The organism is Aquimarina rhabdastrellae (genome assembly GCA_947387485.1).
In the GTDB taxonomy this organism is placed as follows: Bacteria; Bacteroidota; Bacteroidia; order Flavobacteriales; family Flavobacteriaceae; genus Aquimarina.
On the sequence record CANDNT010000020.1, the window covers coordinates 37,509 to 64,103 of the forward strand.

Here is a 26,595-nt window from a genome sequence, read left to right on the forward strand (position 1 = left end):
TGAATGAAAATACTTGATAACTCAGACCAAAACCATGAGTTATTAATGTAAAAATTTCACAAATGGATTTTATAAAACTATTCCTTATTACAAATAAGAAAACATCTAAAGCGGTCACTAATAGTTGTAAAAATAAAACTAATAAAATAGGTTTCCACAAAGGCCTCTCTTTAGGTCAAGTTTTTACTATGGTATCATATAAAAAATATCATAGTACACTAATCCCTTTTTTTAATAGCCAATCTCTCTTAACTAATTCCCCTTATACATTTTAATGCCTGTGAATAAAGAAAATTACTTAAAGATTAAAATTTAATAGGCATGAAAAAATATTTTGAGTTAGTGATAGTAATCCCAGCATTTAACGAGGAGAAAAGAATAACTCTAAAAAAATACTTTGATTTTTTAAACATGCATAAAGATGTTATGCTGTGTTTTGTTAATGATGGATCTACAGATCAAACAAAAAAATTATTACATAATATAGAACTTTCATCTCATAAAAATGTAAAAATAATTGAACACAAAAAGAATCTTGGTAAGGCTACAGCAGTATTAACTGGATTTCAATTTTGTAATAAAAATATCAATTATAGTAAAATAGCTTATCTAGATGCTGACCTCTCTACTTCTCTTGAAGAATGTTACGAAATCAGCAAAAATATTGATACTACAACATCTTTTGTTTTTGGATCAAGAATCAGAAAACTAGATTCATTTATTAGAAGAAAATCATATAGATTTTTTATTGGTCGTTTTATAGCAACTCTAATATCCAAACAGTTAAAGCTACCCGTTTATGATACACAATGTGGTTGCAAGATTTTTTCTAATCTGTTAGCACACGAAATTTTTCAACAAAAATTTGTCTCTGCATGGCTATTTGATGTAGAAATTTTTCACAGAATCCAAAACATTTATGGAAAACAAGGTCTAATCAGAATCTCAAAAGAAATACCATTACGTTCATGGATTGATAAAAATCACTCAAAAGTAAGTCTCTTCTATTTCTTTAAAATTTGGTTTGAATTACTAATGATTAAAAGGATTTACACGATTAAAGAAATTAATAAAACACAAGAAATCTTAAGTGAAACTATCGTTTAAAACATATAATCAATATAACTGTATAGTCATTGTAGTTATTTTATTACTAGCTTTCAGGCTATTTTTAAACGGTATAGTTCCGTTAATGGATAAAACTGAAGCTCGTTATGCAGAAATAGCCCGGTTAATGGTAGAAACCAATAACTGGATAGTTCTTCAGATAGATTATGGTATTCCTTTTTGGGCAAAACCCCCTCTGTCCACCTGGCTTTCAGCAATTAGCTTTAAGCTTTTCGGAATCAATGAATTTTCTGCTAGACTACCTTATTTTCTGCTTTCAGTACTTATAGCACTAATGACTGGAAAATATGCCAAAAGACAAAACCTATCCTTTTGGTTACCAGCATTAGTTCTATTCACAATACCTCAATTCTTTTTACATGCAGGTGTTGTATCTACAGATACGGCACTAACATTTAGTATAACCCTTATCATGCTTTCATTTTGGGAAACGATGTCTGGAAATCGCTATTGGTACTGGAAATATTTATTTTTTATCGGAATTGCTTTAGGATTATTAGCTAAAGGCCCTCTTGTATTAATTCTTACAATTCCTCCTTTATTTTTATGGACATGGATTAATAAATATTTTAAACGAGCTTGGGTTTTATTTCCTTGGACTACTGGCGTTTTCATTGTTATCCTATTAGCACTACCTTGGTATTATCTAACAGAAAAACAATCTCCTGGTTTTATAGATTACTTTATTATTGGCGAACATTTTAAACGTTTTTTTGATTCCAATTGGAGTGGTGATAAATATGGATTTCCTAAATCACAACCTATCGGAATGATTTGGATCTTCTTACTATTATTTGCTCTACCTTGGATTCAATTTGCTATTGTCAAAATCATTAAGAATAAAAAGTTTGTGCTTAAAAATAAATGGACAAGTTTCTTAATTCTTTGGTTATTATGGACACCTTTATTCTTTACAACTTCAAAGAGTTTAATTCATCCTTATATAATGCCTGTTATGGTTCCATTGGCATTACTTATTATTTTTTGGTGGAAAGAATTTAAAAATAAAAAAAGTGCTCTTATCATAGCTTTATCATTGCCCCTAATTGCTTTAGGAGGATATGGTTATCTGTATATAACAAATCAAGTAGCATTCTATGCAAATTCAGATAAGCAATTTGTTCAAAACACACAGGATTTAGCAACACCACTATTTCATTACAGAAAAAAGAGTTATTCAGGACAATTCTATTCAAAAGGAAAAATAGAAGCAATTCAATTAGACGAAATTCAAGAACAACTCCATAATAAGATTCCTTTTACACTTATAATAAAACATAAAGATACCTCAAGAATCCCTCATACTTTATTAAAAAATTTAACCCCCATTAGTACAAACAATAAGAAAAAATGTTATGGCTTTCTCGCTAAAGACAATAACTCCTTAATAAAAATGAATAATGAAAGTAACTAGATTTATTTTTTACATCCTATTTTTTAGTGTCTCATTGGTATATGGTAAGGCTAAATTTACAGTAAAAGGACAAGTACTCGAAAAGGCAACCTCGATGCCATTAGGCTATGCTACCGTTTCTTTTACTTCTATCGGAGAACAATCCCCAAAATACGGCGGCATATCAAGTGAAAATGGAGAATTCTCATTTGAAGTAGAAACTGGAATTTATACTATTAAAGTTGAGTTTATTGGTTTTAAGCCTATTGTACTCAACAATCAACACATACTTAAAGATATCGATCTGGGACAACTATATCTCATTGAAGATACCGAACAACTCTCTGAAGTAATAGTAAAAGGTGAAAAAAAATTGTTTGAAACAAAACTTGACAAAAAAATATATAACATCAGTCAAGACTTAACAGCTCAAAGTTCTAATGCATTACAAGCCTTAAATAATGTCCCATCTGTAGCAGTTTCTGTAGACGGAAATATAACCCTTAGAGGGAATAGCAATATACGTATTCTGGTAAATGGAAAGCCTTCTGGGTTAATAGGCATTAGTAATACTCAAGGCTTAGAGCGCCTATCATCAAACGCCATAGAATCTATAGAAGTTATTACAAATCCATCTGCCCGATATGATGCAGAAGGAGCCTCTGGTATTATCAATATTATTCTTAAAAAAGGAAAAGCTTTAGGTTTTAATGGTTCTGTTCAAGCCATAGTAGGTACTCCAGAAAATTATGGTATCACCACTAATCTCAATTATAGAACAAAAAACTTTAATGTTTTTACAAATGCTAGTTTTAATTATGCAAAACGCCCCGGAAATCAATTAGTAAATACCACCTACTTTGATGAAACAACAGGAGTTACTACAGGTTTTTTAAATCAAAAACAAGATATCATCCGTGGTGGTCCCGAGTATACTATTGCTCTTGGTGCTGATTATTATTTTAATGATAAAAACACCTTAACTTTTATGGGGCTTTATGCAGCCGAAGACAATGACAATAATGGTACTTTAATATTTGATACTTTTGATAGAGATCATACATTAATTAGTACTCGATTACGAGACGAAAATGAGTTAGAAAAAGACAATAGCGACGAATATACTTTGACTTATAAATCGGTTTTTGATGAGGCAGAAGAACATCTATTAGTAGTCGAAGCTAAATATGATTCTAATACCGAAATAGAAACTGCAACTTTTAATGACACTTACACTTTTGGTAATTTCCCTGATGAACGAGATAGGACAGGTACCAATGAAAAGCAACGAAACTTATTATTGCAAGCCGATTATATATTTCCATTCTCAGAAAACGGGCAATTTGAAGCAGGATTGAGAGGTAACTTTCGTACAATAAAATATAATTCTACGGTAGAAGAATTTAATACGACTGCTAATGTTTGGGAACTAAATACCAATCTTAGTAATCGAATGGATTATGACGAGAATATTAGTGCACTTTACATACAATATGCAAATGTGTTTGGAAAATTCAATGTACTTACAGGATTGCGTTTAGAACAGACTAATATTGATGTTCTACAATTTACTTCTGCTATTAACTTTAATAAAAACTATAGCAATCTCTTTCCTTCATTTCATTTAGGATATGAGTTCACAGAAAGTAGCGAACTGAAAGCTAGTTATGGTAGAAGAATACGAAGACCAGATTTTAGAGAGTTAAATCCATTTTCAGGTTTTTCAGATGATTTAAATCTATTCTCTGGAAATCCAGATTTAGATCCTATTTTCACTAATTTATTTGAATTAGGTTATTTAAAAAACTGGAATACTATTTCTCTTGAAACCACTGGGTATTTTCAATACTCTGAAGATATCGTTCAAAGAATAACAACAAATTCTGGTCTCGTATCAGATAATAATATTCCTATTTTAATTACAAGACCTTTAAATATAGGAGACGAAAACAGGTTTGGTATAGAATTATCTTCTTTATTCCGTCCTATAAACTGGCTACATATCAATGGTACTTTTAATTGGTATCATTTTAAACAAAACGGAAGCTTTGAAAATACTATTTTGGATCCTATAAATCCAACAAACCTCATCACTCAAACCCAATCTTTAAATACTTCGTCATCAAGTTGGTTTACACGTCTATCTTCTAAAATAAAAATTCCTAAAGATATTGATTTACAAATTGCTATTCAATATGATGCTCCTTTTAAAGAAGTTAACACAACAAGACGAGATATTTTTGTAACCAATGTATCTATAAACAAAGAACTTTTTAACGGTCGCGGCGCTATTAACTTAAATGCTTCAGATCTATTTAATTCAAGAGTAAGACGTCGAGATGCGTTTAATACAACTTTTCAATCTTATTCAGAATACCAAAGGTTTGAAAGACAATTTAATCTAACATTCACGTATCGATTTAAAGATTTTAAAGAAAATAAAAATGATGAAGAGTATGACGATGACAATGATGATTTGTAAAAAGAATATCTTAAAAATGAAAAATAGAATACAAAAACTATTACTCCACTTAGTACTATTAATAGTAGTCTTTTCATGTAAGACTCCAGATTTAGTTTTATCAGAAAACTTAAATCAAAACACCACTGTATATGACGTTAAAGGACGACAAGGCTGGCACTTTAACCAAACTATTAGGTATGGCGGGTATACAACTTCTAAAGTTAAAAGAGGATGGAACTTAGGATATAATTTTCCGTTTGCAATTAGCTTTAAAGGCGCAAAAGAAAAGTTAAACTACACTCAAAGCATTCCATCTGGAAAGAGTGCAAATGTACTTTGTATCGGAAAATTTAGCGCTACAGAAATTCCTTTGATTAATGACTTCTTTGCGATTACCCTAAAACGCGAAGACTATTTTGCTGGGAGTATCAAAAATGAAACTATCAATTGGGACTTTATTGTTTATGAACCCGATGGTAACTCATTAGAGGGTATTACTTCTGGTCTTATAGTCAATCAAAACAATAAAGCTGAAAAGATAACTATACGAGCTGTAAAAAAAATAAAAGGACAAGCCAATTGGATAAACATTGATGTAAATGGATATGAATTTATTCAAAATGATAAGGCTATTGGGGCAACTTCATTACTTAATAGTGGTAGAGTCTGGATAAGCAACGATATTAATGATGAAATACGATTAGTTCTATCCTCTGTCATGACTGGTTTAATAGTAAGGCATAGCCAATCCGAAAGTTTAAACGAATAATTTTTAGCACATAAAATAAATAACAAAATGAAAAAACAAGTAACACAAACATTATCATTTATACTCTTATTTTTTGCAATTATAGCTTGCAAAAATGAAAAACAAATTGAAAAAGTAACTACAGAAACCCCTCAAATACAATTAACATATAATACTGTAGAAACTGTTGATATAGCAAAAAGCACAATTATCTGGAAAGGATACAAACTACTGGGTAATCATACAGGAGCTATTTCACTTAAACAAGGGAAATTAAATTTTGACAACGATGAGCTAACTGGTGGTAGTTTTATAGCTGATATGAACTCTATCAGAGCTACAGAATTAATGCAAGACAATGATGATGAAGAGGAAGAAGAAGAGGAAGGTGATGGAGAAGAAGGACATGATGATAGAGATGATCTAGCTAATCATTTAAAAGATGATGACTTTTTTGATACAAAAACTTATCCTGAATCAAAGTTTGTTATTACATCTATTAACAAACAAGCAAATAACTATATGATCAAAGGAGATATGACAATAAAAGATGTAACTAATACGATCTCTTTTCCTGCACAAATTGTCGATGGTTTATTTAAGGCTACTGTAAAAATTGATAGAACCGCATTCGGAATTAAATATGGTTCTGGGTCATTCTTTGACAATCTTGGAGATAATGTCATCAAAAATGATTTTGAATTAATCCTAGCGCTTAAGTTTAAGTGAAAATCGTTTAAAAATTGAAAAACTATGAAAAGATTCTGTTTGATTTAACTTTATCAATTGAAGCTATTGAAAATAAAATTCATGATACTATAGATCGAGCAGAAAAAGGTATTCAAATTTCATCAGACGTTCTTACAACTATACATATCAACAATGATGGATTTAAAAATAACAAACAAGGGATGGAGTTCTTCAGAGTTATTAAACCCAAAATTCACAGTTGGTTAATTTATTATACAAAACTGTTTAATATTGAAAGTGAACGTCCTAAAAGTATTAATAGAATACAAATACAATATCTTAATAATTATATACAATCATTGTATGTTTACTTTAATGAGCATCAAGATTTTTATAGTTATTATGAGAAAAGAGCTTTTATTTTTAATGAAGAATATTTTATAAAGGGAAAAGCTGATATAAGGCTCTTCCCTGATTCTTTTCATTTTTTTACAGATGATCAGTTTTCTACAAATCATGATATCACAGTAGCACATATAATGGCTTATGAAAGGTTGATTGTTTATTTAAAAAAAGAGATTGACAAATTAGATCATAATTCTAATGCTTTAATTCCTCAAAACTTTCAAAAATAATCTTAATGCCGCTTAGTAAAGTATCTTATTAGTTTAATTAATTCAACTCTTATACAATTCAAAAAAAAACCACAATCTACTCTAGAACATATCATTACAATGCGTTATATATAAGTTTTTAAATCTTTGATTTATTCAAAAAATTTCAAAAGGATATGATAGTTAAAACAGCTCAATACTGCTCAGAATTACTTAAGAAGTCAAGATGTCGATTATATGCTTTTCATAATTTAAATCATACTAGAGAAGTAGTCGAAAATGTAAAAGAGATTTCAAAATGGCAAAATATAAGCGATAATCATACAGAAATGATACAAATTGCTGCTTGGTTTCACGATACTGGATTTTCTGAAGTTTATACTGGTCATGAAGAAGCTAGTAAAAAAATAGCTACTCGCTTTTTAGAAAAGCATAAGTTTGATCAAAACAAAATCGAAATAATCTGCAATTTAATTGACGCCACAAAAATGCCTCAAACCCCAAAGAACGAATACGAACAAATACTATGTGATGCAGATTTAATGCATATTAGTACGCCTAATTTCTTTTATAAAAAATTGTTTTTAAGAAGAGAATGGGAACTATTTTGTGATTTAAAAATGTCTGATATCGAATGGCACAAAACAAATGCAGATTTTTTAAGGACACATTCTTTTAAAACAGATTATGGAAAAAAAGTATTAGAAATCAGGAAACAAGATAACCTAAAAAAAATAAACGAAATCCTAAAGTATTTTCATTAAACCCTTCTCTTCCTCATTTTCTTTGGCTCCGAAAAAGAGACAGTCCTTTAATTTATATTCTTAAAAAAGATTTATTTATTCTATCTCAAAGAATACTAGTAAAAATAAAAAAGGGAAAGATCATATCTCTAATGATCCTTCCCTTTCAGTACTGAATACAGGGCAAATATCGAACTTTTTAGAAAATGATGCGGAGCTAATTCTTAGTAAATCAAAGGGATTGATTATCCTTTAATTTTTCTATTTGACATAATAAATAAAGCCTCTCTAAAATTAGAGAGGCTTTATCTGGTCAAAATCTATCAAAAACTTAATTATTCAATTACCAACTTACGTTGTAGTTCTTGACCTTCGTAATTCAGTTTATATACATAGATACCACTTGATAATACATGTTCTTCTGTAATACCATTCCAATCAACAGTATGTAATACATTTCCTTTTACCGTATCTGATACAAAGGTGTATAACTTTTGTCCTAATACATTATATAAACTAATGTCTACATGTCCATCTTCTGGAATACTATAACTAATCTGTGTAGCATCGGTCATAGGATTAGGTATATTTTGTCCTAAACTCAACCCTAATACACCATTTAATACTACTTCTTCAGCTTCATTATCAGGGGTGTAACTCAACACATAAGGTGCTTTCATTGCTCCTAATAATACTGTATGATCAAAAGCTTCTTCATTATCTAATGTAACTACTTTCTCTCCATCAAATAATTTAAATATAACCTCTGCACTCTCATTGGCTCCTATCCCCATAAAATAGTGATATTGTCCATCAATTAGTTGTGGTTTGGCTACACCTCTTACTTCATCTCCTATAAATGCTGCAATAGTATATTCTCTAGAAGCATCTAATTGCGCTGCATCTACTACCGCTGTCATATACATGAATCGCGCATAGGCATTAGGATTCATTTCCCATCCTAATATATGTGCCTTATCTAGGTATGAGATTTCAACTTCTCCATTACTATTCGCTTGTCTTGCAGCACTAGCACTATTTGAGGCTACTCCGCTATAGTTTAATATACCATCATTTGTTGCCGTATAGAGATATCCTAATCCTGGTGTTAAATGTGTTAAATTTCCTACCCAACCATCGTCTTCAGTATATTCTGCACTCAATCCTCTTCGTTCTATGCGATCTCCTTCACTTATTGTTGTAGTTGTCATTGTTGTCGCAGAGGTTAATGATCGAAGCGCTACTGGTACTCTTAATAATTCATTTGGTAAATACCCTATACCGTTAAAGACATTACTACCTGCTATAGCTATATTAGTATCTACTGGTACTGGTATACCTTGAATTTGTATCATACTATTAGAAGTTTGAGTAGATCTAATGGTATATGCTTTTCTTACATCTAAACTTGTTGTATTTGGATCTGTAAAAATATACGTTCCATCTGAATCTACTGTAGCAATAATTGATTCATCAACTGCATCTGAAATTTCATCTCCACTAACTAATCCTGTGATTGAAGTAATGGATAATTTATTTGATGATGCATTATCTCTTACATTAAAACTCAATTCCTGGAATCCTGGTACTATTGGAATCCTTCTACTCAAACGTTCTCCTACGGTAAAGCTTATAGGAATTATTCTTGATCCGAATCGCCCTCTAAAACTATATGGGTATTCTTCTACAATTCCCTCATACTCTGTACACTCTGATGCATCCCAGATTCTAAAACTTAAATTACCTGATTCACCTGTATTACCAAATACAGCCAAGTTCACTAATCCATTACTGTCTACATTAGCAGATCCTCTAAATTCGCTATTAAGATACGCTGCTACTATATCTCCTTCGTCCATAGACTGAATACCTCGTCCTTCTATAAACAATTCTCCTGTAAAACTCATATTTCCTCTAAATAATCCAGAATTAAATCCTGAGCTATATGCTGGTGCTGTACAGAATACATCTACTTCTAACTGGAATACTTCTGTTCCTAAAGGTAATCCTGTTGTAGCATTAAAGGTTTCTATAAATACATTAGTTGTATGTATTCCGGGATTAAGGAATGGTGCTACTACAAATTCTAGATCTCGCTCTACTTGTAACGCTTCTATACGTTGTGTATTTCCTGCTTGTATTTCTGTAGTACCTGTACCATTTCTTTGTTCTACACTTAACCATGCTGGTAAGTTTGCAAAACGATATGTAATTGCTACTCCTCCTTCTGAATTATCTAAATCTATCGTAGTTACTCTAGAAGAGGTTCCTTGTTCTTGTCTAATTCGTATATTATTTTGACTCCAAGCCAAGGTATTACGATTGACTACAAAATCCCATGAAGCTCCTCTTACTCTGTTTCCTGACGGATCTTCTACTCTATTAGTTATCATTGCAGTTAAACTAGCTCCCTCTATTTCTTGAGGCGTAAACACAGGTATAATATTTACAGTGGTATCATTATTTGATACTTCTATATTAAACTGTAAATCTTGAACCATTCTAGTTATATCTAATGGTGCTGCTACTCCTTCACCTGTAACAAAGGTTAATCCAGTTGCTGTAGTTCCTATGGCATGTCCCGTAAAATCCCTAATAGCTTCATCTGGTGCTCCATCTTCTCCTTCTAATGCATTGTCATCAAATACAAAATACGCCATAAAATTCACTTCATTTCCTACAAGCTGACGATCCATATTTGTTACAATTTCTAAAGGTGATCGCAACTCTGTCCATATACGTACTTCATCTAATAATCCTACATACGAGTCTTCATTACTAACTCCTGCGATTTGAATTGGCTCAGAATTAGTTACTAATCCCGTAGTAAAGTTTCCTGATCCCACAGAAGCTCCATTATAATATACGGTAATGGTATTTACTCCATCATAAACTACCGCTACATGTGTCCACTCAAGTGATGATAAGGAAACCGTCGAAGTTACCTGATCATTTACTCTAATTCTTCCTTCTGAAGTTAATTCTACTTTATAGTTTCCTCCTTTTTTAAGAATTGGTACCGTTCCTGTATTTGGAAATCGCGATGGATTCACCCACATTTCTATGGTAAACGCTTCTGTAATATTAAATTCTGGTTGATGAGGAATCGTCACTTCATCTGAAATTTCTGCAAATTCTCCCGATTTTAATTCCGCTGGTACTCCTCCTAAAATTCCTCTTAAGGATACCGTACTGCTATTGACTGTAACTGGATTAATAGCACTACTAAACGTAGCCGAAATCTGTCCGCTTTCTAATATTCCTCCACTAGTAGGCGTCGTACTTACTACATTTGGTGCAGATCTAGTAATTGTTCCTGTAACATATGCTGTTGGATTCGTTCTACTAGAGGGAATATTTGAACCACCATCATCACAGAATGGGGTAATTCTAAATCTATACATTCCATCAACTAGTGCTGATACATCTGCTGTATACTCTACAAAACCAGTTCCACGACGGTCCATATGCTCTTTTAACTGATTTAAGGTTAATTCTTTTAATACAAATGAATTGTTATTTCCTGGTATTGCATATTCTAATAAGACTTTAAAATCATCATCGATCTCATCATTTACAACCTCTGGAATTCTAAATCTAAAATCTAATTCATTATCATCACTACCGTTTACTACCCAATCATCTGTTGGTAAATCTGCTTCAATCTCATTTATACAAGCCCCACTAAAATGTGCTGTCAAAAATATTTCATGAAAAGGTACTACACCAACTTCTTCATATTCATCTACTCTATAGGCTTGGTATACCCCTCGCTCACATTCTGAAAAAATTTGAATTCCTAAATCTTTATACGAAATATTTTCTGGTGCATCTAATCCTCTAGCGATGCGCAGTTGTGCTGTAATTTCTTGTGTATAACCTGTAGGTGAACTTGGATCTGGTCCAAAAACAAACTCTGATCGTGTAGTAGGTTCAAAAATAGGTGATTCGTTCAAGAAAATTTGTGCTCCTTCATTATTACTAGCTGCATTAATCCCTACAAAATATCTATTATTAGTATTTAAAGCATCAGATCTTCTTGTATTACGTAGGGTTAACGTATATAAAATAGATTCATCTCCTGTACCAAAACCTACTGTTTTGTCTACAACTAACTGTACTCCATCAATAGGCACCGTTCCAGATTCAAAAGGACAACGACTATCTCCTGCTGCAGTAAAAAACATAGGCGTATCATAGACTGGATCTCTACGTATTCTTACATTAAAGTTATCTCCTGCGTCATCATCTGTTAAAGTAATACTATCAACTCTAGTATTTTCATTTTCTGTACCATCACTACCACCTACTACCCCTGAAATAGATAAGCTTGTGGTTAAACCTACTGTGGCTCCTAGTATATTATGCCTTGTTGTAAACTGTGTATCTACTCCTCCACTTACATTTCCTGAGTTTTGCTCACTATTATTTACAGATCTAGTTAATTCATAGGTAATTGTTGTTCCTGACGAAAAGGAAAACTCACTATCTATATCAGGAACATTACCGGCTTCTCCAGGTCTTAGATTATTAGTTGTATCCTCAAAAGTAGCTCCTCTATTAAACTGATCTAGAAACTCTGCTCTACTCGGTCTTTTAACAATTTCCTGCCATCTTTGAGCTTCTATAAAATATCGTACTAAATCCTCATCTGCATCTGCTGGACTTGGGTCAAAATTAAATCCATCTATAGTTAACTGTAAATCAATTGTATTTCTTGCTGCTACACTTTCTGCTGCAGGAGGAAATAATTCATCATGTCGCTCTATAAATAAACGTTGTAAATCTGGTATAATATCATCTTCTATCTGTTGTCTTGTAAAAGCAAATGGAGTAGCTTCATCTGCAGTCATCGCCATTCTATCTGTATCAATATCTACAGTACAATTAGTCACCGTTAAGGTACGCCCTGTACCAAAAGTTAATACTTGTGAAGTACCTATAAACACATCTGCATCTTGACCTACATACGTATCAAATGTAGGAGTAGAGATACTTCTTGATACTGATACACTATTACCGTTTCCTGTTGTTCTTCTATAGGTTGAATTTATATTACCTCCAATAGAAAAACCTGTTTCACTCTCTACAAACCTTGAAGACACCCCTGTCGCTAACCCAGCTCCTGCAGGTGCTACAACTGCTAAGTTGATCTGTGATGTTTCTAAAGAAATTCCTGCTGGCATACCTACAACACTAGTTGCCGTATCAAATCCACCTTCAACTGTTTTTGAATACGTATACGTAGCTCCCTCTGAAATAGTAGTTGAACTTCCATCTCCTGGTGGATCATGTAATACATATCCTATAGTAGGATCTATTAATGTAAAATCATTATTACCTCGTTGCGAACCTGTTACATATGCTCTTTCGTTTGCATTTTTATTTCGTCCTTCATGAGACACCGCTACAGTAAGACTATTAAGATATGGTGCTATAAAATTTGGGATATTTGTAGTCGTCGTTGCAAAGTTTGCAAATCCTAAATCATTTGAATCCATACTTAAGTTTCCTGAAAGCATACTTCCTCCTATAGCTACCGCTGCGCCTTCTACCGGACAAACATTTGATCCATATCGCTCAAATACATTAATTGTAAATATCATTCCTACTCCAGCTGGAGTTGTATAAATAACCCCATCATCATCACTACATGAAGCGGTTACTAATCGCTCATCAAGTTGTGCTTGGGTCATCATTAATGTTCCGCCTATGATCTGTGCTAATTCTCCTTCTCTTAATTGATAAAAAGTAGTTTCAACTTCAATAGGATTTCTAAATTGAAAATCATAACTTAGATTACCTCTTCTTAAATCCAAAATTGGAGATTGTACTTGTCTTCCTGTATCTTCGTTTGTTAAACTCACAGTATATTGTCCTGGTACCAAATCATGTACTTCAAAAACCGTATTTTCTCCATTAAAGTTACTTCTATCAATTACTCTTTCATATGTAGGAAAAGCAATATCTGTACGTGTGATTGTTCCAGTCCATTCTCCTACTCCATAATTACACGGTACTACAATATTCCCTACAAAAGATCTTCTTGTTGTATTTTCAAAATTGACACTAGACACAGCTTCTATTACATCAAATACATATTGACTATCATTTGTAGGATCTATTAAAGGAGCAACTGCATCTTTTCCTATCGCTCTATAACTATATTCAAACCTTCTAAAGTATCCTGAAGTTGACATATTATCAAAAAATGCCCCTCCTTGTAATATTAAAAATTCATTATCTCCAGACCCTTCATTTACAGCTAAATTAACTGCTCTTTCTCCTCTTTCATGTTCAAAAGAATACGATAAAGTCAACGCATCATCATCTGTAAGTACTTCTCCATTTCTAATATCTTCTAATATTCCAGGACTATAAGCATCTGTTCTATATTCTAAAATATCCATATTAGCTCTAGAGAAATTAATTCTAGGTTCAGTTCCTGTACCTACATTTTGTGCTCCTAGATATACCTTATCATTAATCATCAAGCCATTGTATAATGCAGTACGATAGTTATTATTTACTTTTAATGCTACCGTATTGGTATTAGGGTCTGCACTTATAGCAAAAAAGGCATATCTAGAATTACGCTCTATTGTTGCATTTAATATATCTGTGTCATTAATTACTAGATATACATGTTCATTATTTCTAAGTTCTAATCGTAACGCTCCCCAATGTAATATGGTTTGTATTGGGTTAAATGTTTCTCCTATTCCTTCTTCTATTAGATCTGGTAATACAAAACCTGACCATGTAAAGCTATCTGTATCATTTAATACAATATTAGAACTACTTTCTACATAACCTGTGGTTCCATCAAAATCCAAACTTATTTTATCTGCATTTGTATTATCATCATCTAAATCTGAAATTATGTTTTGTGCTACTCGTATAGTACGTCTTCCTGGCGTAGCTGTGATTACATATACTCCATCTGCATTAGTTCGTACTTGTGCATTAGGATCTGTACTCGTTACTAAATTACCATTTACCTCTATACCTGTACCTTGTAATGAAGGAATATCAAACAATTCTGCTGGATTATCTGTATCTGGAACACGGTATACTATACGTCCTGAAATTGGTAATGCCGAATTATCCGTAAAATTAGCCTGCTTATCCTCTGGTGTTAATGATCGTTCTATTTCTCGTATTACATTTTCAGGCATAAAATCACTATTAGGTCTTGATGGAGTTATTCTGTAGGACAATCCATTACCTTGTCTTCCTGCATTGATAGTAGTAATCTCATAACGTCCATCCATATCTGTATATGCTCCATAGGTAATTGGTGCCTGATCACTTGAACTTAATCGTATTAAATTATTTATACTACTACCTGATAATCTTCCTCTAGTTGTAAAAGCCTGATTGTATATAGTAGTCGCATCTGGTAAATCAAAACGATAATACGCTAATAAATTCTCTTCTTCTCCTGTGATGATCAAATTCTTATATCGTCCTATCTCAATTGTTGAGCGTCTTCCTTTCCAAATACGGATTTCATCTAACTGATAGGTATTATTTACAGCTGCATTAAATGAAAATTGAGAACTTCTATTTAATCCTACTACAAATGGATTTGTCGTAGTTACATTTGCTGTAAACTCCCTTGCGCCATTAGTTGGAGCAATTCCTCCATCAATATATAAAGCTCCTCCATCTGGGCTAAACGTAAGTGCATAATGATGCCAATCGGTATCATCTGGTTTTGTAGTGGTTAAATACGTAATTGTATTTTCTGGGTTTGTAGGATTTAACGATTGTACACTAATTGTTGTATTGGTAATTCGTATTTCTCCTACATCTAATTTAAATACCGTGTTTTCTCCAGCGTTAGAACTTGGGGTTCTATACCAAAACTCTATTGTTCCTCTTCCTGCTGCTTGCTCAAAAATAGTTACATCATTAATCCCTATGGGTGTAGATGTATTGGGTCTAAACTCTAAAGCACTTCCAGGAGTATCTCCTGATTCTGGTACTGCTGTTACTAATGCATTTTGAGTAGCAACACTAAGAGGAGTTTGGATTTCTCCTTCTACTACACCATTTGCAAAGACTAATCCATTATCTATTCCTGGATTACCACCTTGATTTGGTGTTACTGTATATTCATACAATTCATTTGGTAACACCTTGTCATCAAAAAAAGATACAAAAGTTGATATTGGAAAATCTGCAGCTACTTCTTTTGTTTCTATTCTACTAGGTAGGCTATTAGGATCTGCTAAATCTCTTCTTGAGATGGTATAACTAGTGATATCTCTAAGATGCGGCCATCGTAAAGTGATCCCATCTCTTCCTCCTGATACTGCAGTAAAATCTGCTCCATTTCCATCTGTTGCTTGTAACAATACATCATCCAAACCAAAAATAGGATGATCTGCCATAGTCGTTAACTCGGCTAAACGAACTCCACTAGTTCCAAATACTCTACTTGATACACGTGCACTTTGTGTTTGTATTACTGGATTAGTTACTAGTGTCATTCTATTCGTCCACGTTGTAGCTTCTAATTGAGGTAAATTATTTAATGGTGCTTCTACAAAACTATTATCTACATAAGCAATTACTAATCCTGCATTTGCTAAAGTATTTAGGTTTGTAGCATTTTCATTAAAAAAGGAACGAAAGCGATTTTCTTCTATTTGCAATTGTGTTCGTCTACGATTCCAGGCTCTAAACTCTGCTATACTCAATTGATCGTGAGCTGCTATGGTAAAATATAAATACTCGGGTTGAATACTCGCTTCGTACTGCATTACTGTTTGCTGTATACCATCTATATATATACGTAAGCTTTGTTGCGTTTGCATAGCACCAGGAGCAAAAGTCAAGGCTATATGATGCCATTCATTATCTTCTAAACGAGAAGAAGCAGCTAATTCAATATCCGGAATTACAGCATTTCCTATTGTTAATTGTAATTGATCTCTTGATCCCATTACGGTAAACTCATCACTTCCTTTTTTTAAATTGGATAATCGCCATGGTTCATAAGTCTCATCTGGATCTTCTGGTCCTTTTGATCCCATGACCCAAAACTCTATCGTAGCTTGTCTGTCTATTCCTCCATTAAGCAATTCTGAGGTTAATTGTGTTTTGGTATCAAAATGAGTAGTATATCCATTTCCTCCATTAAGCATTAATACTGGAGGTCTTTCTACTTGGGCATGGATATTAGTTAAGCCCATACATATTGTCATAACCCATAACAATATATAGCGTATATAATTCTTTTTCATATATTGTTATTTAGAATACGTTCTTTATTTTTTGTAATCTATACTTAAATCTTCCTGCTACAGTTTCATCATCTATCACTCTGGTTAATCTTTGCCCAGAAGTATTTCTAAAAAATGTAACTTCAGGTACTGTACCATCTATTGGTGTATGTAATCCAAACTGTCTAAATTGTCTAAGACCTCCTACTTCTATAGATATAATTTCTGGATCTTCTTCATCTTGCAATACGATCTCCCAACTGTATAATCGCACATCATCTTCTTGAGTAAGTGTCTCAAACATTACTGGTTCACCTCCAGTTCTTGGAGCAGCAAAAGGAACTCCTGCTCTTTTTAAAAAATAATTTGGTGCCTTTGCTGATGCTATTAGTACAGCTCCTCTTCTACCTTCTATAGGCTGTAGTATAAATGATTGTAAAAAACCATCTGTATGATTTAACTCTTCACTAGAAATAGGGGTTAATTCTGCTGCATTTGTTTCTAGATTATGATGCAATACATAAGTTGTCCCATCACTTTGATCTTGACAGACAAATCTATATAGATAGGTCTCATTATTTTCTTGTGCTACTACACTAGTACATCCCAGTAATAATAACACCATAAATTGATATATTTTTTTCATATTTTTACTTTTATTCTCCTTACATAAAGACAAGAGTTGTCCTACTCATTGCTTTTTTCTTTTTAAACAATGAGAAGACCTACTAATTTAATCGTCTTATCTTAAGGGATATTGATGTTTGATATGTTATGTTCTCGATATAATTGTCTCGTTTAAAAAAACGAAACAATCACTCAAACTGACAACTCAAACATTCTTTTGGGTTTTTATTTATTCATTGCTGCTTCTAGCGCTTCAATCTTTTTCATCAATTGCTCAATCTTTTCTTCTTGATTGATCGTATGTAATGTCAATTCTTCTACTTTTTCAACTAAAACGGTATTGATTTGGCCTACATTCATTCCTTCTGCTACTACTTCTGCCTCAGTAGGCATATTAGGTAAGTGTTTATTAGTCTTAATGTATTGCGCTACTTCTTTAAGTGGCATCAACTTATAATCTTTAGCAAATACATAATCTGGGAAGGTAGTTACATTTAATTGTACTTGATCTGTGGTAATCACGCCATCTTGAATATGCACCATTACATCTCCACTTTGATTTAAAAATAAAACTCTATCATCTCCTGTGTCGTCATTATCAGGTTGAAATTTTAACTCTGCATTAGAGCTAATCAATCCTCCTTTAGTCCCTCTTCTATGTAAACGCAATTCACCATCTTGGACTTTTGCCATTTCTTCATTCGATGAATTTCTAAATTCGATACTATCATCTCCCGTTCCATCTACATCTGGATGTAATATTATTGAACCATGACTTTGATATTGTCCTCCATCAACTCTAATATTACCATTATTTATATGAATCTTCTCAGAAGGAATACTAGTTCCTATTCCTAATTGTCCATGCACTATTAAATTCCTTGTTACTGTTGCTGCACCTTCAAATATAGCTCGTTTAAAAACATAAAACTCATTGAATGACATTCTTACTATATCATTAAAGCTAGAATTATTACCTACTCTAAATAAGATAGGTTCAGCAGCATTGTTCTTATCTGAATTAGATGTGATTCTTAATCCCCTATTACTTTCAAATTCTGCATAATCAGATCCAGACAAGCCTCTCAGCAAAAATCCTTTTCTATTAATCTCGGCATTAAAATTACTTTCATTTCCACCTCCAATCACAAATCTAAAAGACTCTCGATTTCTATCATTATCACTATCAGCCCTAAAATAGATACCCGATTCTCTACTATTTACCAAATCAAAACCAGGAGCTCTATCTCTACTTGATGAAGTAGTTCCAACTCCCCCTCCTTGTGCCTGCAAACCTATGCTAGCCAAGCCTAACATTAAACCAGTTATAAGTGTAATTTTGTTTTTCTTTTTCATTTTATCTTATTTTTAATTACTAATTATTTCGATAAAACTAGATCAAAAGAAAACACTATATAACGACGTTTATCACATTGGTAACTTGTTCAGTAAATACTTTTTTATGAATAGCGTATTTTTATCTATTATTTCTAATATCATGTATAGAGCCTTAAAAAACTAAAATTCAAAACCCTACATTTTTCAAAACTATCCTCTATATATTCTATTATTATAGACCTATTATTTTTAGTTTTTTGTCTTTTATAATTATTTTTTATTAAAATTTTAATAGTATTCAAATTTCTAAATAAACAGTTCTTTAATAAGGCTGTTTTATATCACTTTCTCTGTACAGAATACACTATCTATTGTCTAATAAAAGGTTTTGTTAAAGTTTATTTTAAATCGTTAATTTTTAAGTTTTCAAATTTATTCTCTTAAAATTAAAAACACCAAAGCTTTATCAGTCTATACCCTCTAATCTTCTTTTAACTAAAGTTATATGAACAAAGTTCCTAGGTGATTTATGTAATAGTATTCTCTTATGTTTTGAAATATTTTAGATCATTGAACTAAAAAATAATATAATGAAGAAAACATCATTCCCACTAAGTTTATTTGCTATACTAGGTATGGCTTTTATCACATCATGTTCTAGTGATTTAGATCTTAATGAGCCTGTTCAATTAGACAAATCTATAGAAGTCACGGAGCACAGCAAAAACTCTCAAAACAACACTTTTGAATTCGATGGTAAACAGTACGATGCTAACGTAATGGTTATTCAACAAAGAAGTTCTATTTTTGGAGATATTACCTCAACAATTAGTTTTGGTAACACTCATTCTTTCTATTCTACAGGAGCTACCTCCTTAAGTGAATTATCACTTACGACTTCTGAAATTGGTCCAAATTTAAATGAACTATCAGGAACAGAAATTACTAATTTTGAGCATTATCGTTTCTTAAGAGATGCAAACATTGGATTTTTGCAAGTTTTTAATGGTGTATCAGAAATCACTAGTAGTCCAGGAGATCAATTTGAAACTCTTAGAGCTTCTGATCTTTCTCTTAAAGTTAGAGAAATTGACACTAATGCCAAAACTATAAAAGTAGAATTCACTGTAACAAGAGTTGATGGTGAAGTTTTAATTGGTAATTATACAGGAGCATATAATCTATCTGCTTTTTAATTTCTATGTCTGTTTTACTGGGATAAATGTATCATCGTTGTAAACGGTTTAATTAGGTTTAGGATAAAACAGGGGGTTTAAAATAGATAGACCTCCTGTTTTTTATCGTTTTAATATTATACAAATACTAAACCACTCTGCACTAAAAGTGCAGAGGTTTGATCTTATTAGGGACTAAAGTCCCTATACCTCATTCCAATATGAAATTGGAATTATCACTATCATCTTTTCTATGGTGCTCCAAATATTCATTGACCATCTTGTCAGTAATATTACCTGTACTCCACACTCCATAACCACTTGCCCAAAAATGCTTCCCCCAATAACGATAACCCAATTGTCTGAACTCTTGTTGCAACTTCCGTGATGTCCTTCCTTTCAATTGCTTTACTATATAACTAACACTCAACTTAGGAGCATATTCTATGTGCATATGAACGTGGTCAGAACTTACAACTCCTTTCAATATATCAATATCCTCAGCTTCTCATATTTGGATCAGCAACTCTCTACATCGAAATTGAACATCTCCTTTCAAAACTTTTTAACGATACTTGCTGCACCAAACTATATGACAGCTCAAACGACTTGTGGTATGAGAACCTTTTCTTATATACGAATTCATCATACCGAAAATATAGATTTTTTCGCATTACTAAAGTGCTGCAATGAATTTGCAGGGTTTTCACCCTAATTTGAGACCAACAAATACTATTTGTTATAAACAAAATCTTATTGATTTTTTCATTATTTTCTACAATAAGTAACCACTCCTAAATCCCACATTAACAACCAATTAATCCTTAACATATTAATTATAACTAAAGTGATGATTATTTAATATAAAAAAAAGCCATACATACTTGTATGACTTTTAAAAAACACTTTGGCATTATTATAATGCCTCTATCTATCGCTTAAGTGTAAAATGACCTTTAATGGTTTGTCCGTTGATACGTTCTACTTTAAACCAATAATCTGTAGCAGGCATTTGTTTGCCGTTATAAGTTCCATCCCAACCAATATCTCCTTGTGTGAAATTAGTCAGTAATTTTCCGTAACGATCAAAGATGTATATTCTATTTTCAGGTTCTCTATCAGGGTTAAGAATTTGCCACACTTCATTAAATCCATCTCCATTAGGTGTAAAGAATAGCGGATAACCCAAGACATAGAATTCTTTAGATAAAATTACACATTGTCCTTTATCTCTAACAAAAGCAGTATAATCTCCTGGTTCTACATTGGTAAATACATTGCTTTCCTGAAATGAGGAACCATCTATAGAGTATTCAAAATCCCCATCACCTGCTGCTATAACTTTGATATTGTTTTGTGATGCAGGTTTAAAATCCACTACAATCACATCTATGGACTGAGGTACAATAGATGCAGTTACCATAAACGTTTTGGTTGTTGTACAGTTTATAGCATTGTAATTTGCGGTTACAGTTACACTATATTCTCCTGGAGTTGTGATATCAATACTTTCTGTAGTTTCGCCAGTAGACCATTCATAGTCATCATATCCAGCATCGGCAGTAACGGTTAAAGTTTCTCCAGGACAAATAAACACCTCATCTGCGATAGTTAATACTGGAGATTCTCTTTTTAGGATATTAAACGACGTGGTTTGATAACAAATAGTGTTACCTATATTCTCTATACGTGCAAAAACTGTAGTACTGGTTTCTGATGTTTCTTGATTTAAGTCTAATTCATTTGTTCTAGCATCTGCATCTGCTTGTGAGGTATAAAAACTGATATCAAATAAAGCCGCATCTTGTGTTCCTAAAATCTCTGGGAAACTAAAACTTAAATCATAGTTAATAATATTTGCATTAGCATCGCATAATTCTAAATCAGTCACTATTCCTGCTGTAGGAATTTCAAACACATTTAAAATAAAACTATCGGTAGCAAAACACGCTGTATTGGTATTGCTTTCTATACGAATAAAGATTTCTTCTCCATCTTGTTGACTCGTATAGTTCTCTGGAGCAGCGATAGCATTGGTATTATTCATAGCATCATCACTTGAAGTATGATAAGTTATAGTCACCGCTGTAGCGGATTGATTACCTAATATGTCATCATTATTTTCTATTAAATCAAAAGCAGCTACTCCCATAGTTCCGCAATTATCCAATGCTAAAGAAGTCGAAGCAATTATTGGAGTAGGAGAAACTGTTAAATTAAAAGAAGATTGATTAAAACAATCAACATCATTGATAGGGTATATTCTTACAAAGATTTGTTCTTGAGCTTGTGTGTTTTGATAATCAGAAGGTAGTGCGTTAGCATTATTATCTAAATCAGTTTGAGAAGCAAAATATAAAACTTGGTAAACTGTAGGGTCTTGACCATCTAATGCTTCACTATCTTTAGAAGATAGATCAAAAGTAACAGTACCATCATTGTTGTCATCACAAAGAATAACATCGGTCAAAGTACCTATAGAAGGACTATTATTAACAATCAACGTTAGCGTGGTATTGATATAGCAATCAGTATTTAAATTATTTTCAATGCGGTAAACAATTTGTTCCCTGTTGTTTGTAGTAGAAAAAGCATCAGGAAGTGGATTTTGATCAGCATCAGCATCATTTTCATTAGCATGGTAAGTGACAGTAAAATCAGCAGGATTTTGAGAACCTAGAATTTCAAGAACATAATCAGAAAGATCGATAGTTACAGTATTATTAACAGTAGGATCTTTACACACAATAACATCTTGAGGATTTACTGAAAAAGGAGAGTAACTAACACCAATCATGAACGAAGTTTGTTCAACGCAGTTAGGATTAGAAGTATTCTCAATTTTAGCAAATATTTGCTGTTGTGGTTGCGTATTTTGATATATAGCAGGCAATGAGTTAGTGTTGTTATCTAGGTCATTTTGCGAAGCAAAGAGCGTTACCGAAAAAACATTAGGATCTTGCCCATTCAAAATATCACTAATGGTAGTTGTAAAATCAAAAGATTCCACCCCATCATTAGTATTATCATCACAAACTATAATATCGTTAGGTGTGGTAACTGTAGGCGCTTGGGAAACAATAAGATTAAAACTAGTGGTATCAAACTGAGTAGGATCACTAATAGCCTCTAATCGTACAAAGATAGGAAGTGGCATGGAAGTATCAGTATATGGATAAGGCGATGTTAAAGGATTAACATTATTATCAGCATTGTCCTGAGATAAATGATAAGAGATATTAAAATCAGCAGGATTTTGTCCATCAAGAACTTCATCATTCTTAGAATCCAGATCAAAAGTAGCAGTATTAGGCGTTAAGCTACAGATGGAAAAATCAGAAACATTACTTATGGAAGTTCCTTGAGTAACTTCTAATAAGAACGTAGTTATAGCATAACATTCTACATTATTACTATTGGAAATTCTAGCATAAATAGTCTGAGGATTTGATATATTCGTATATAAATTTGGTAAAGAATTCGTCGCATTATCTGCATCATCTTGAGTTATATAGTAACTTACATTAAACTCTGTTGCTGATTGAGTTCCTAAAATTTCATTATTTTTTGTCATCAAATCAAATTCAGCAATCCCATCAAAAGGATTTTCCTCTAATATATAATTTGTAACAGTATTACTTTGAGGGGCTTCATATATCTCAATTTCAATTTCTTCTTCTATAGTTCGTCCACCTGATGTGATTGAAGCTATTACAGTATATACACCAGAGTTTTGGTATATGTGAGTTGGTGCTATTTCTGTAGATATCATTCCATCACCAAAATCCCATGATATAGCATCAATAGTTACCATTGAATTAGCCATAAATTGAGTTTCTTCACCTAAACAAAAATTTTCAGCATCCAAAATACTTACGAAAAATGATTGAATATAATTTGGTAATCCTAAAGTTGACTTCCCTGGAGCTAAGTTTATTCCTTGGCAGTCATACTCTGGGTTTGATGTATTAGAATGTCTTATAACTCCTAAATAATCATATCCAGAAAACCCAATAGTATGAGCCACATATATATTACCATCTGGTGCTAATTGCAAAGCTCCCATTACAGGATTATTTGTGCATGTAGTCACGCTTATTATTTCTTGTTGAGAATTTTCTATCATTACAGCATCTGCTAAAGACACATTATATTGATACATAGATGAGACCTCATCTGTAACATTTGCAATTGTTATATATAGATATCTTCCATTAGGTGAAAATTCAATACCATAAGGTGTATCTTCTGGAGGTGCAGGAAGAGAAATTCGAATATTATTAGTTAATCTACCTGAGCTTATATCAAAATCAAAAATTTCTAAAGTCTCACTAATCGCTGCTGCTATTTTTTTACCATTTGGTGAAATTTTTAAATATCCAACTTCATCTCTCGAGTTATACGAAGCTCCTATCGAACTAACAACAGGAGTTGTACTAATCCCTGCGTTGGTCACCAAATAACTTTTAAAAACATTATTTTCTCTTTCATGTGCTACAATCCAATAATCAATTCCATTAGCATGACCTACAGCTGTTAATTTTTCTGTAGAAGACTCTTGTAGTAAAATGTTTTTTTCGACAATAGAACCTAAACCTCCATTTGAACTCATATCTAAAAGAGTATATCTTAAACCTCTGTCTGCACCACTTATAGCATCTGTCGTTAACAAATAATACAAATCATTATTTTCTGGATACGGCACACCTATTGAAGACTGAGTACTTGAAAAGTTTCCAAATAAATTTGAGCCATCTTGGATAACTCTATGTCGTTTATTCCAAACAGTTCGTCCATCTGAATAGAATAATAAATTACCATCCTTATCTGAAATTGTACAGACACCTTCAATAGTCTGTAAGGCTCCATCATTCACAACTTGAGGGATACCATTATCAAATGTTATTCCTCCATTTATTCCAAAATACCAATTATTAGCCTCTCCTTGAGAGAACACATTACTTGAATAAATTAATATTAATAAATAGACTATATTCTTATACATTGGGGGATATTTATCTTTTTAATTAGAAAACTGTAATTAATAGTATCTTTTATATTTATATCAGGAATTCCATCCTCTTCAAAAATGATCATTAATACAGTTTTATCTATGTGACATTTATATCTATAATATTTATTCTACGCTGAATTCTATTTTCTTTTTCAAGCTTAATTAATGCCTTATTTATAGACTGTCTAGAGTATTGTAAATCTTCTGCTATTTCTGTAGTAGAGTATGGAATTTCTTGTGTATTTAATACGGATGCTTTCGTTTCTAAATAATTCCATAAATGTTCACTTAAAGTAGCGTTCAAATGAAATCCTAATTTATCAAGAGTAATCTTATATTCTTTTTGATAACAGTCAAAAACATGACTTCTAAAAGCTGGATATCTTAAAAAAAAATCAGATACGTGTTGATTAGACAAAATGAGGAAATCTGTTGATTTTAAAATATTATAATAAAATGTATTAACGTGTTTCGATATTGTTGAAATAGCATTTAACATTCTAAAATCCGAACCATTGTGATAAGAAAGAAACATGTTCTTATCATCTTTATTTAAGTATACTTTTACAAGTCCACTTAACATAAAATAATTCTGATTTAGTCGTTTTTTATTTTTAAAAATAGTTTTTCCTTCTTCATAGGAAATAAAGTCTCCTACTGTATTTATTTCTTGAATTAATTCTTTAGGAAATAAAAGAGGAAAATATGAGTTTTTCATTGTTAAACTTTTGAATAAAAAAGAACAACTTTGTAATAGACTTGATTTATAATTAACACCTATATTACTATACAATATCATAGAGAGTTATTTAAATATTAGTTATATAGGTGTTATGTATTTATAAATTGATTCAAATTCCAGTTTGGATCTGAAAAAGGTTATTATTATTCTACTTCTGTTTCTTCATAAGAACCAGAATAATTCCCTTCAATAGTTTCTCCTTCTGTAGTTGTTAATGAAAACTCTACTGAAATTTCTTTATTAACTGTATCTACTGTTTTAATTGAAAAGTGAAGACTTTGTGCTAATTTATCAGCTGTATTAGAATTTAGGATAAGGTCACCATTGTATACTTGTAACGGAGCTACTTCTGCATCTAATAATACTTCATAATAATTTACATCATTTACATTATTGTATTCTAATGTTTGTAATTGATCTCCATCAAAACCAAATACAACTTGATTTAATTTATCATCTCCTGTTAAGAAAAAAGGACTTGTATTACCGAAACCAAGTAATATAGTATTATCTCTTCTATTAAATTGAGCATGAACTATCTTAATTTCAAAATCTTGATCTAAATACGAAAAATCATTTGTAAACATATCATTTCCAGTATCATCAGTATCATCAGTGTCATCAGTGTCATCAGTGTCATCAGTGTCATCAGTGTCATCAGTGTCATCAGTGTCATCAGTGTCATC

14 protein-coding genes and 1 pseudogene are annotated in these 26,595 nt (G+C 32.1%); 8 read left to right on the plus strand and 7 right to left on the minus strand.

What is annotated here, in order from left to right:
• Nucleotides 1–321 precede the first annotated feature (321 nt).
• The 7 genes from ACYEKI_RS19035 (at nt 322) to ACYEKI_RS19065 (ending at nt 7,801) form a co-directional block, all read left to right on the plus strand.
• On the plus strand, nt 322–1,107 hold the full coding sequence (locus ACYEKI_RS19035; RefSeq protein WP_459212804.1) for a glycosyltransferase: 786 nt from the start codon (nt 322–324) through the stop codon (nt 1,105–1,107).
• Entirely contained in the window at nt 1,091–2,542 is a 1,452-nt protein-coding gene (locus ACYEKI_RS19040; RefSeq protein WP_459212805.1) for an ArnT family glycosyltransferase, read from the plus strand. The genes ACYEKI_RS19035 and ACYEKI_RS19040 overlap by 17 nt, the downstream gene beginning before the upstream one ends.
• On the plus strand, nt 2,529–5,003 hold the full coding sequence (locus ACYEKI_RS19045) for a TonB-dependent receptor (protein WP_459212806.1): 2,475 nt from the start codon (nt 2,529–2,531) through the stop codon (nt 5,001–5,003). Before ACYEKI_RS19040 ends, ACYEKI_RS19045 begins: the two co-directional genes overlap by 14 nt.
• Nucleotides 5,004–5,019: 16 nt before the next feature.
• The gene (locus tag ACYEKI_RS19050) at nt 5,020–5,754 is read left to right on the plus strand and encodes a hypothetical protein (protein WP_459212807.1); all 735 of its coding nucleotides are present in this window, start codon (nt 5,020–5,022) and stop codon (nt 5,752–5,754) included.
• 27 nt (nt 5,755–5,781) lie between these two features.
• Nucleotides 5,782–6,462 (plus strand): YceI family protein, encoded by a 681-nt coding sequence (locus ACYEKI_RS19055; RefSeq protein WP_459212808.1) that lies wholly within the window; start codon nt 5,782–5,784, stop codon nt 6,460–6,462.
• Nucleotides 6,463–6,476: 14 nt separating this feature from the next.
• Nucleotides 6,477–7,058 (plus strand): RteC domain-containing protein, encoded by a 582-nt coding sequence (locus ACYEKI_RS19060; protein ID WP_459212809.1) that lies wholly within the window; start codon nt 6,477–6,479, stop codon nt 7,056–7,058.
• Between the two features lie 155 nt (nt 7,059–7,213).
• Complete coding sequence (locus ACYEKI_RS19065; protein WP_459212810.1) at nt 7,214–7,801, plus strand: HD domain-containing protein; 588 nt, start codon at nt 7,214–7,216, stop codon at nt 7,799–7,801.
• Nucleotides 7,802–8,115: 314 nt separating this feature from the next.
• Here the strand turns inward: ACYEKI_RS19065 and ACYEKI_RS19070 are convergent, their stop codons facing one another.
• The 3 genes from ACYEKI_RS19070 to ACYEKI_RS19080 all read right to left on the minus strand — a co-directional run bounded on the left by ACYEKI_RS19070 (nt 8,116) and on the right by ACYEKI_RS19080 (nt 18,996).
• Nucleotides 8,116–17,034, minus strand: a complete 8,919-nt coding sequence (locus tag ACYEKI_RS19070; protein WP_459212811.1) for a LamG-like jellyroll fold domain-containing protein — start codon at nt 17,032–17,034, stop codon at nt 8,116–8,118.
• Nucleotides 17,035–17,044: 10 nt separating this feature from the next.
• Nucleotides 17,045–17,659: a hypothetical protein gene (locus ACYEKI_RS19075; RefSeq protein WP_459212812.1), complete on the minus strand. Its 615-nt coding sequence runs from the start codon at nt 17,657–17,659 to the stop codon at nt 17,045–17,047.
• Nucleotides 17,660–17,865: 206 nt separating this feature from the next.
• Entirely contained in the window at nt 17,866–18,996 is a 1,131-nt protein-coding gene (locus tag ACYEKI_RS19080) for a hypothetical protein (RefSeq protein WP_459212813.1), read from the minus strand.
• A 572-nt stretch (nt 18,997–19,568) separates the two neighbouring features.
• On the opposite strand from ACYEKI_RS19080, the gene ACYEKI_RS19085 reads away from it, so the two are divergent.
• Complete coding sequence (locus ACYEKI_RS19085; protein WP_459212814.1) at nt 19,569–20,174, plus strand: hypothetical protein; 606 nt, start codon at nt 19,569–19,571, stop codon at nt 20,172–20,174.
• A gap of 190 nt (nt 20,175–20,364) precedes the next feature.
• Here ACYEKI_RS19085 and tnpA read toward each other — a convergent pair.
• The 4 genes and pseudogenes from tnpA to ACYEKI_RS19105 form a co-directional block, all read right to left on the minus strand.
• Nucleotides 20,365–20,799, minus strand: a pseudogene (gene tnpA, locus ACYEKI_RS19090) (IS200/IS605 family transposase).
• A 285-nt stretch (nt 20,800–21,084) separates the two neighbouring features.
• Complete coding sequence (locus ACYEKI_RS19095) at nt 21,085–25,158, minus strand: T9SS type B sorting domain-containing protein (RefSeq protein ID WP_459212815.1); 4,074 nt, start codon at nt 25,156–25,158, stop codon at nt 21,085–21,087.
• Nucleotides 25,159–25,264: 106 nt separating this feature from the next.
• Nucleotides 25,265–25,885: a Crp/Fnr family transcriptional regulator gene (locus tag ACYEKI_RS19100; RefSeq protein WP_459212816.1), complete on the minus strand. Its 621-nt coding sequence runs from the start codon at nt 25,883–25,885 to the stop codon at nt 25,265–25,267.
• 167 nt (nt 25,886–26,052) lie between these two features.
• Nucleotides 26,053–26,595 (minus strand): hypothetical protein (locus ACYEKI_RS19105; protein WP_459212817.1); only part of this gene is annotated, 543 nt, incomplete at its 5' end.

Coding starts and splice junctions, on each gene's coding strand:
- ACYEKI_RS19035 (WP_459212804.1), top strand. CDS start 322: ATGAAAAAATATTTTGAGTTAGTGATAGTAATCCCAGCATTTAACGAG.
- ACYEKI_RS19045 (WP_459212806.1), top strand. CDS start 2,529: ATGAAAGTAACTAGATTTATTTTTTACATCCTATTTTTTAGTGTCTCA.
- ACYEKI_RS19050 (WP_459212807.1), top strand. CDS start 5,020: ATGAAAAATAGAATACAAAAACTATTACTCCACTTAGTACTATTAATA.
- ACYEKI_RS19055 (WP_459212808.1), top strand. CDS start 5,782: ATGAAAAAACAAGTAACACAAACATTATCATTTATACTCTTATTTTTT.
- ACYEKI_RS19065 (WP_459212810.1), top strand. CDS start 7,214: ATGATAGTTAAAACAGCTCAATACTGCTCAGAATTACTTAAGAAGTCA.
- ACYEKI_RS19070 (WP_459212811.1), bottom strand. CDS start 17,034: ATGAAAAAGAATTATATACGCTATATATTGTTATGGGTTATGACAATA.
- ACYEKI_RS19075 (WP_459212812.1), bottom strand. CDS start 17,659: ATGAAAAAAATATATCAATTTATGGTGTTATTATTACTGGGATGTACT.
- ACYEKI_RS19080 (WP_459212813.1), bottom strand. CDS start 18,996: ATGAAAAAGAAAAACAAAATTACACTTATAACTGGTTTAATGTTAGGC.
- ACYEKI_RS19085 (WP_459212814.1), top strand. CDS start 19,569: ATGAAGAAAACATCATTCCCACTAAGTTTATTTGCTATACTAGGTATG.
- ACYEKI_RS19095 (WP_459212815.1), bottom strand. CDS start 25,158: ATGTATAAGAATATAGTCTATTTATTAATATTAATTTATTCAAGTAAT.
- ACYEKI_RS19100 (WP_459212816.1), bottom strand. CDS start 25,885: ATGAAAAACTCATATTTTCCTCTTTTATTTCCTAAAGAATTAATTCAA.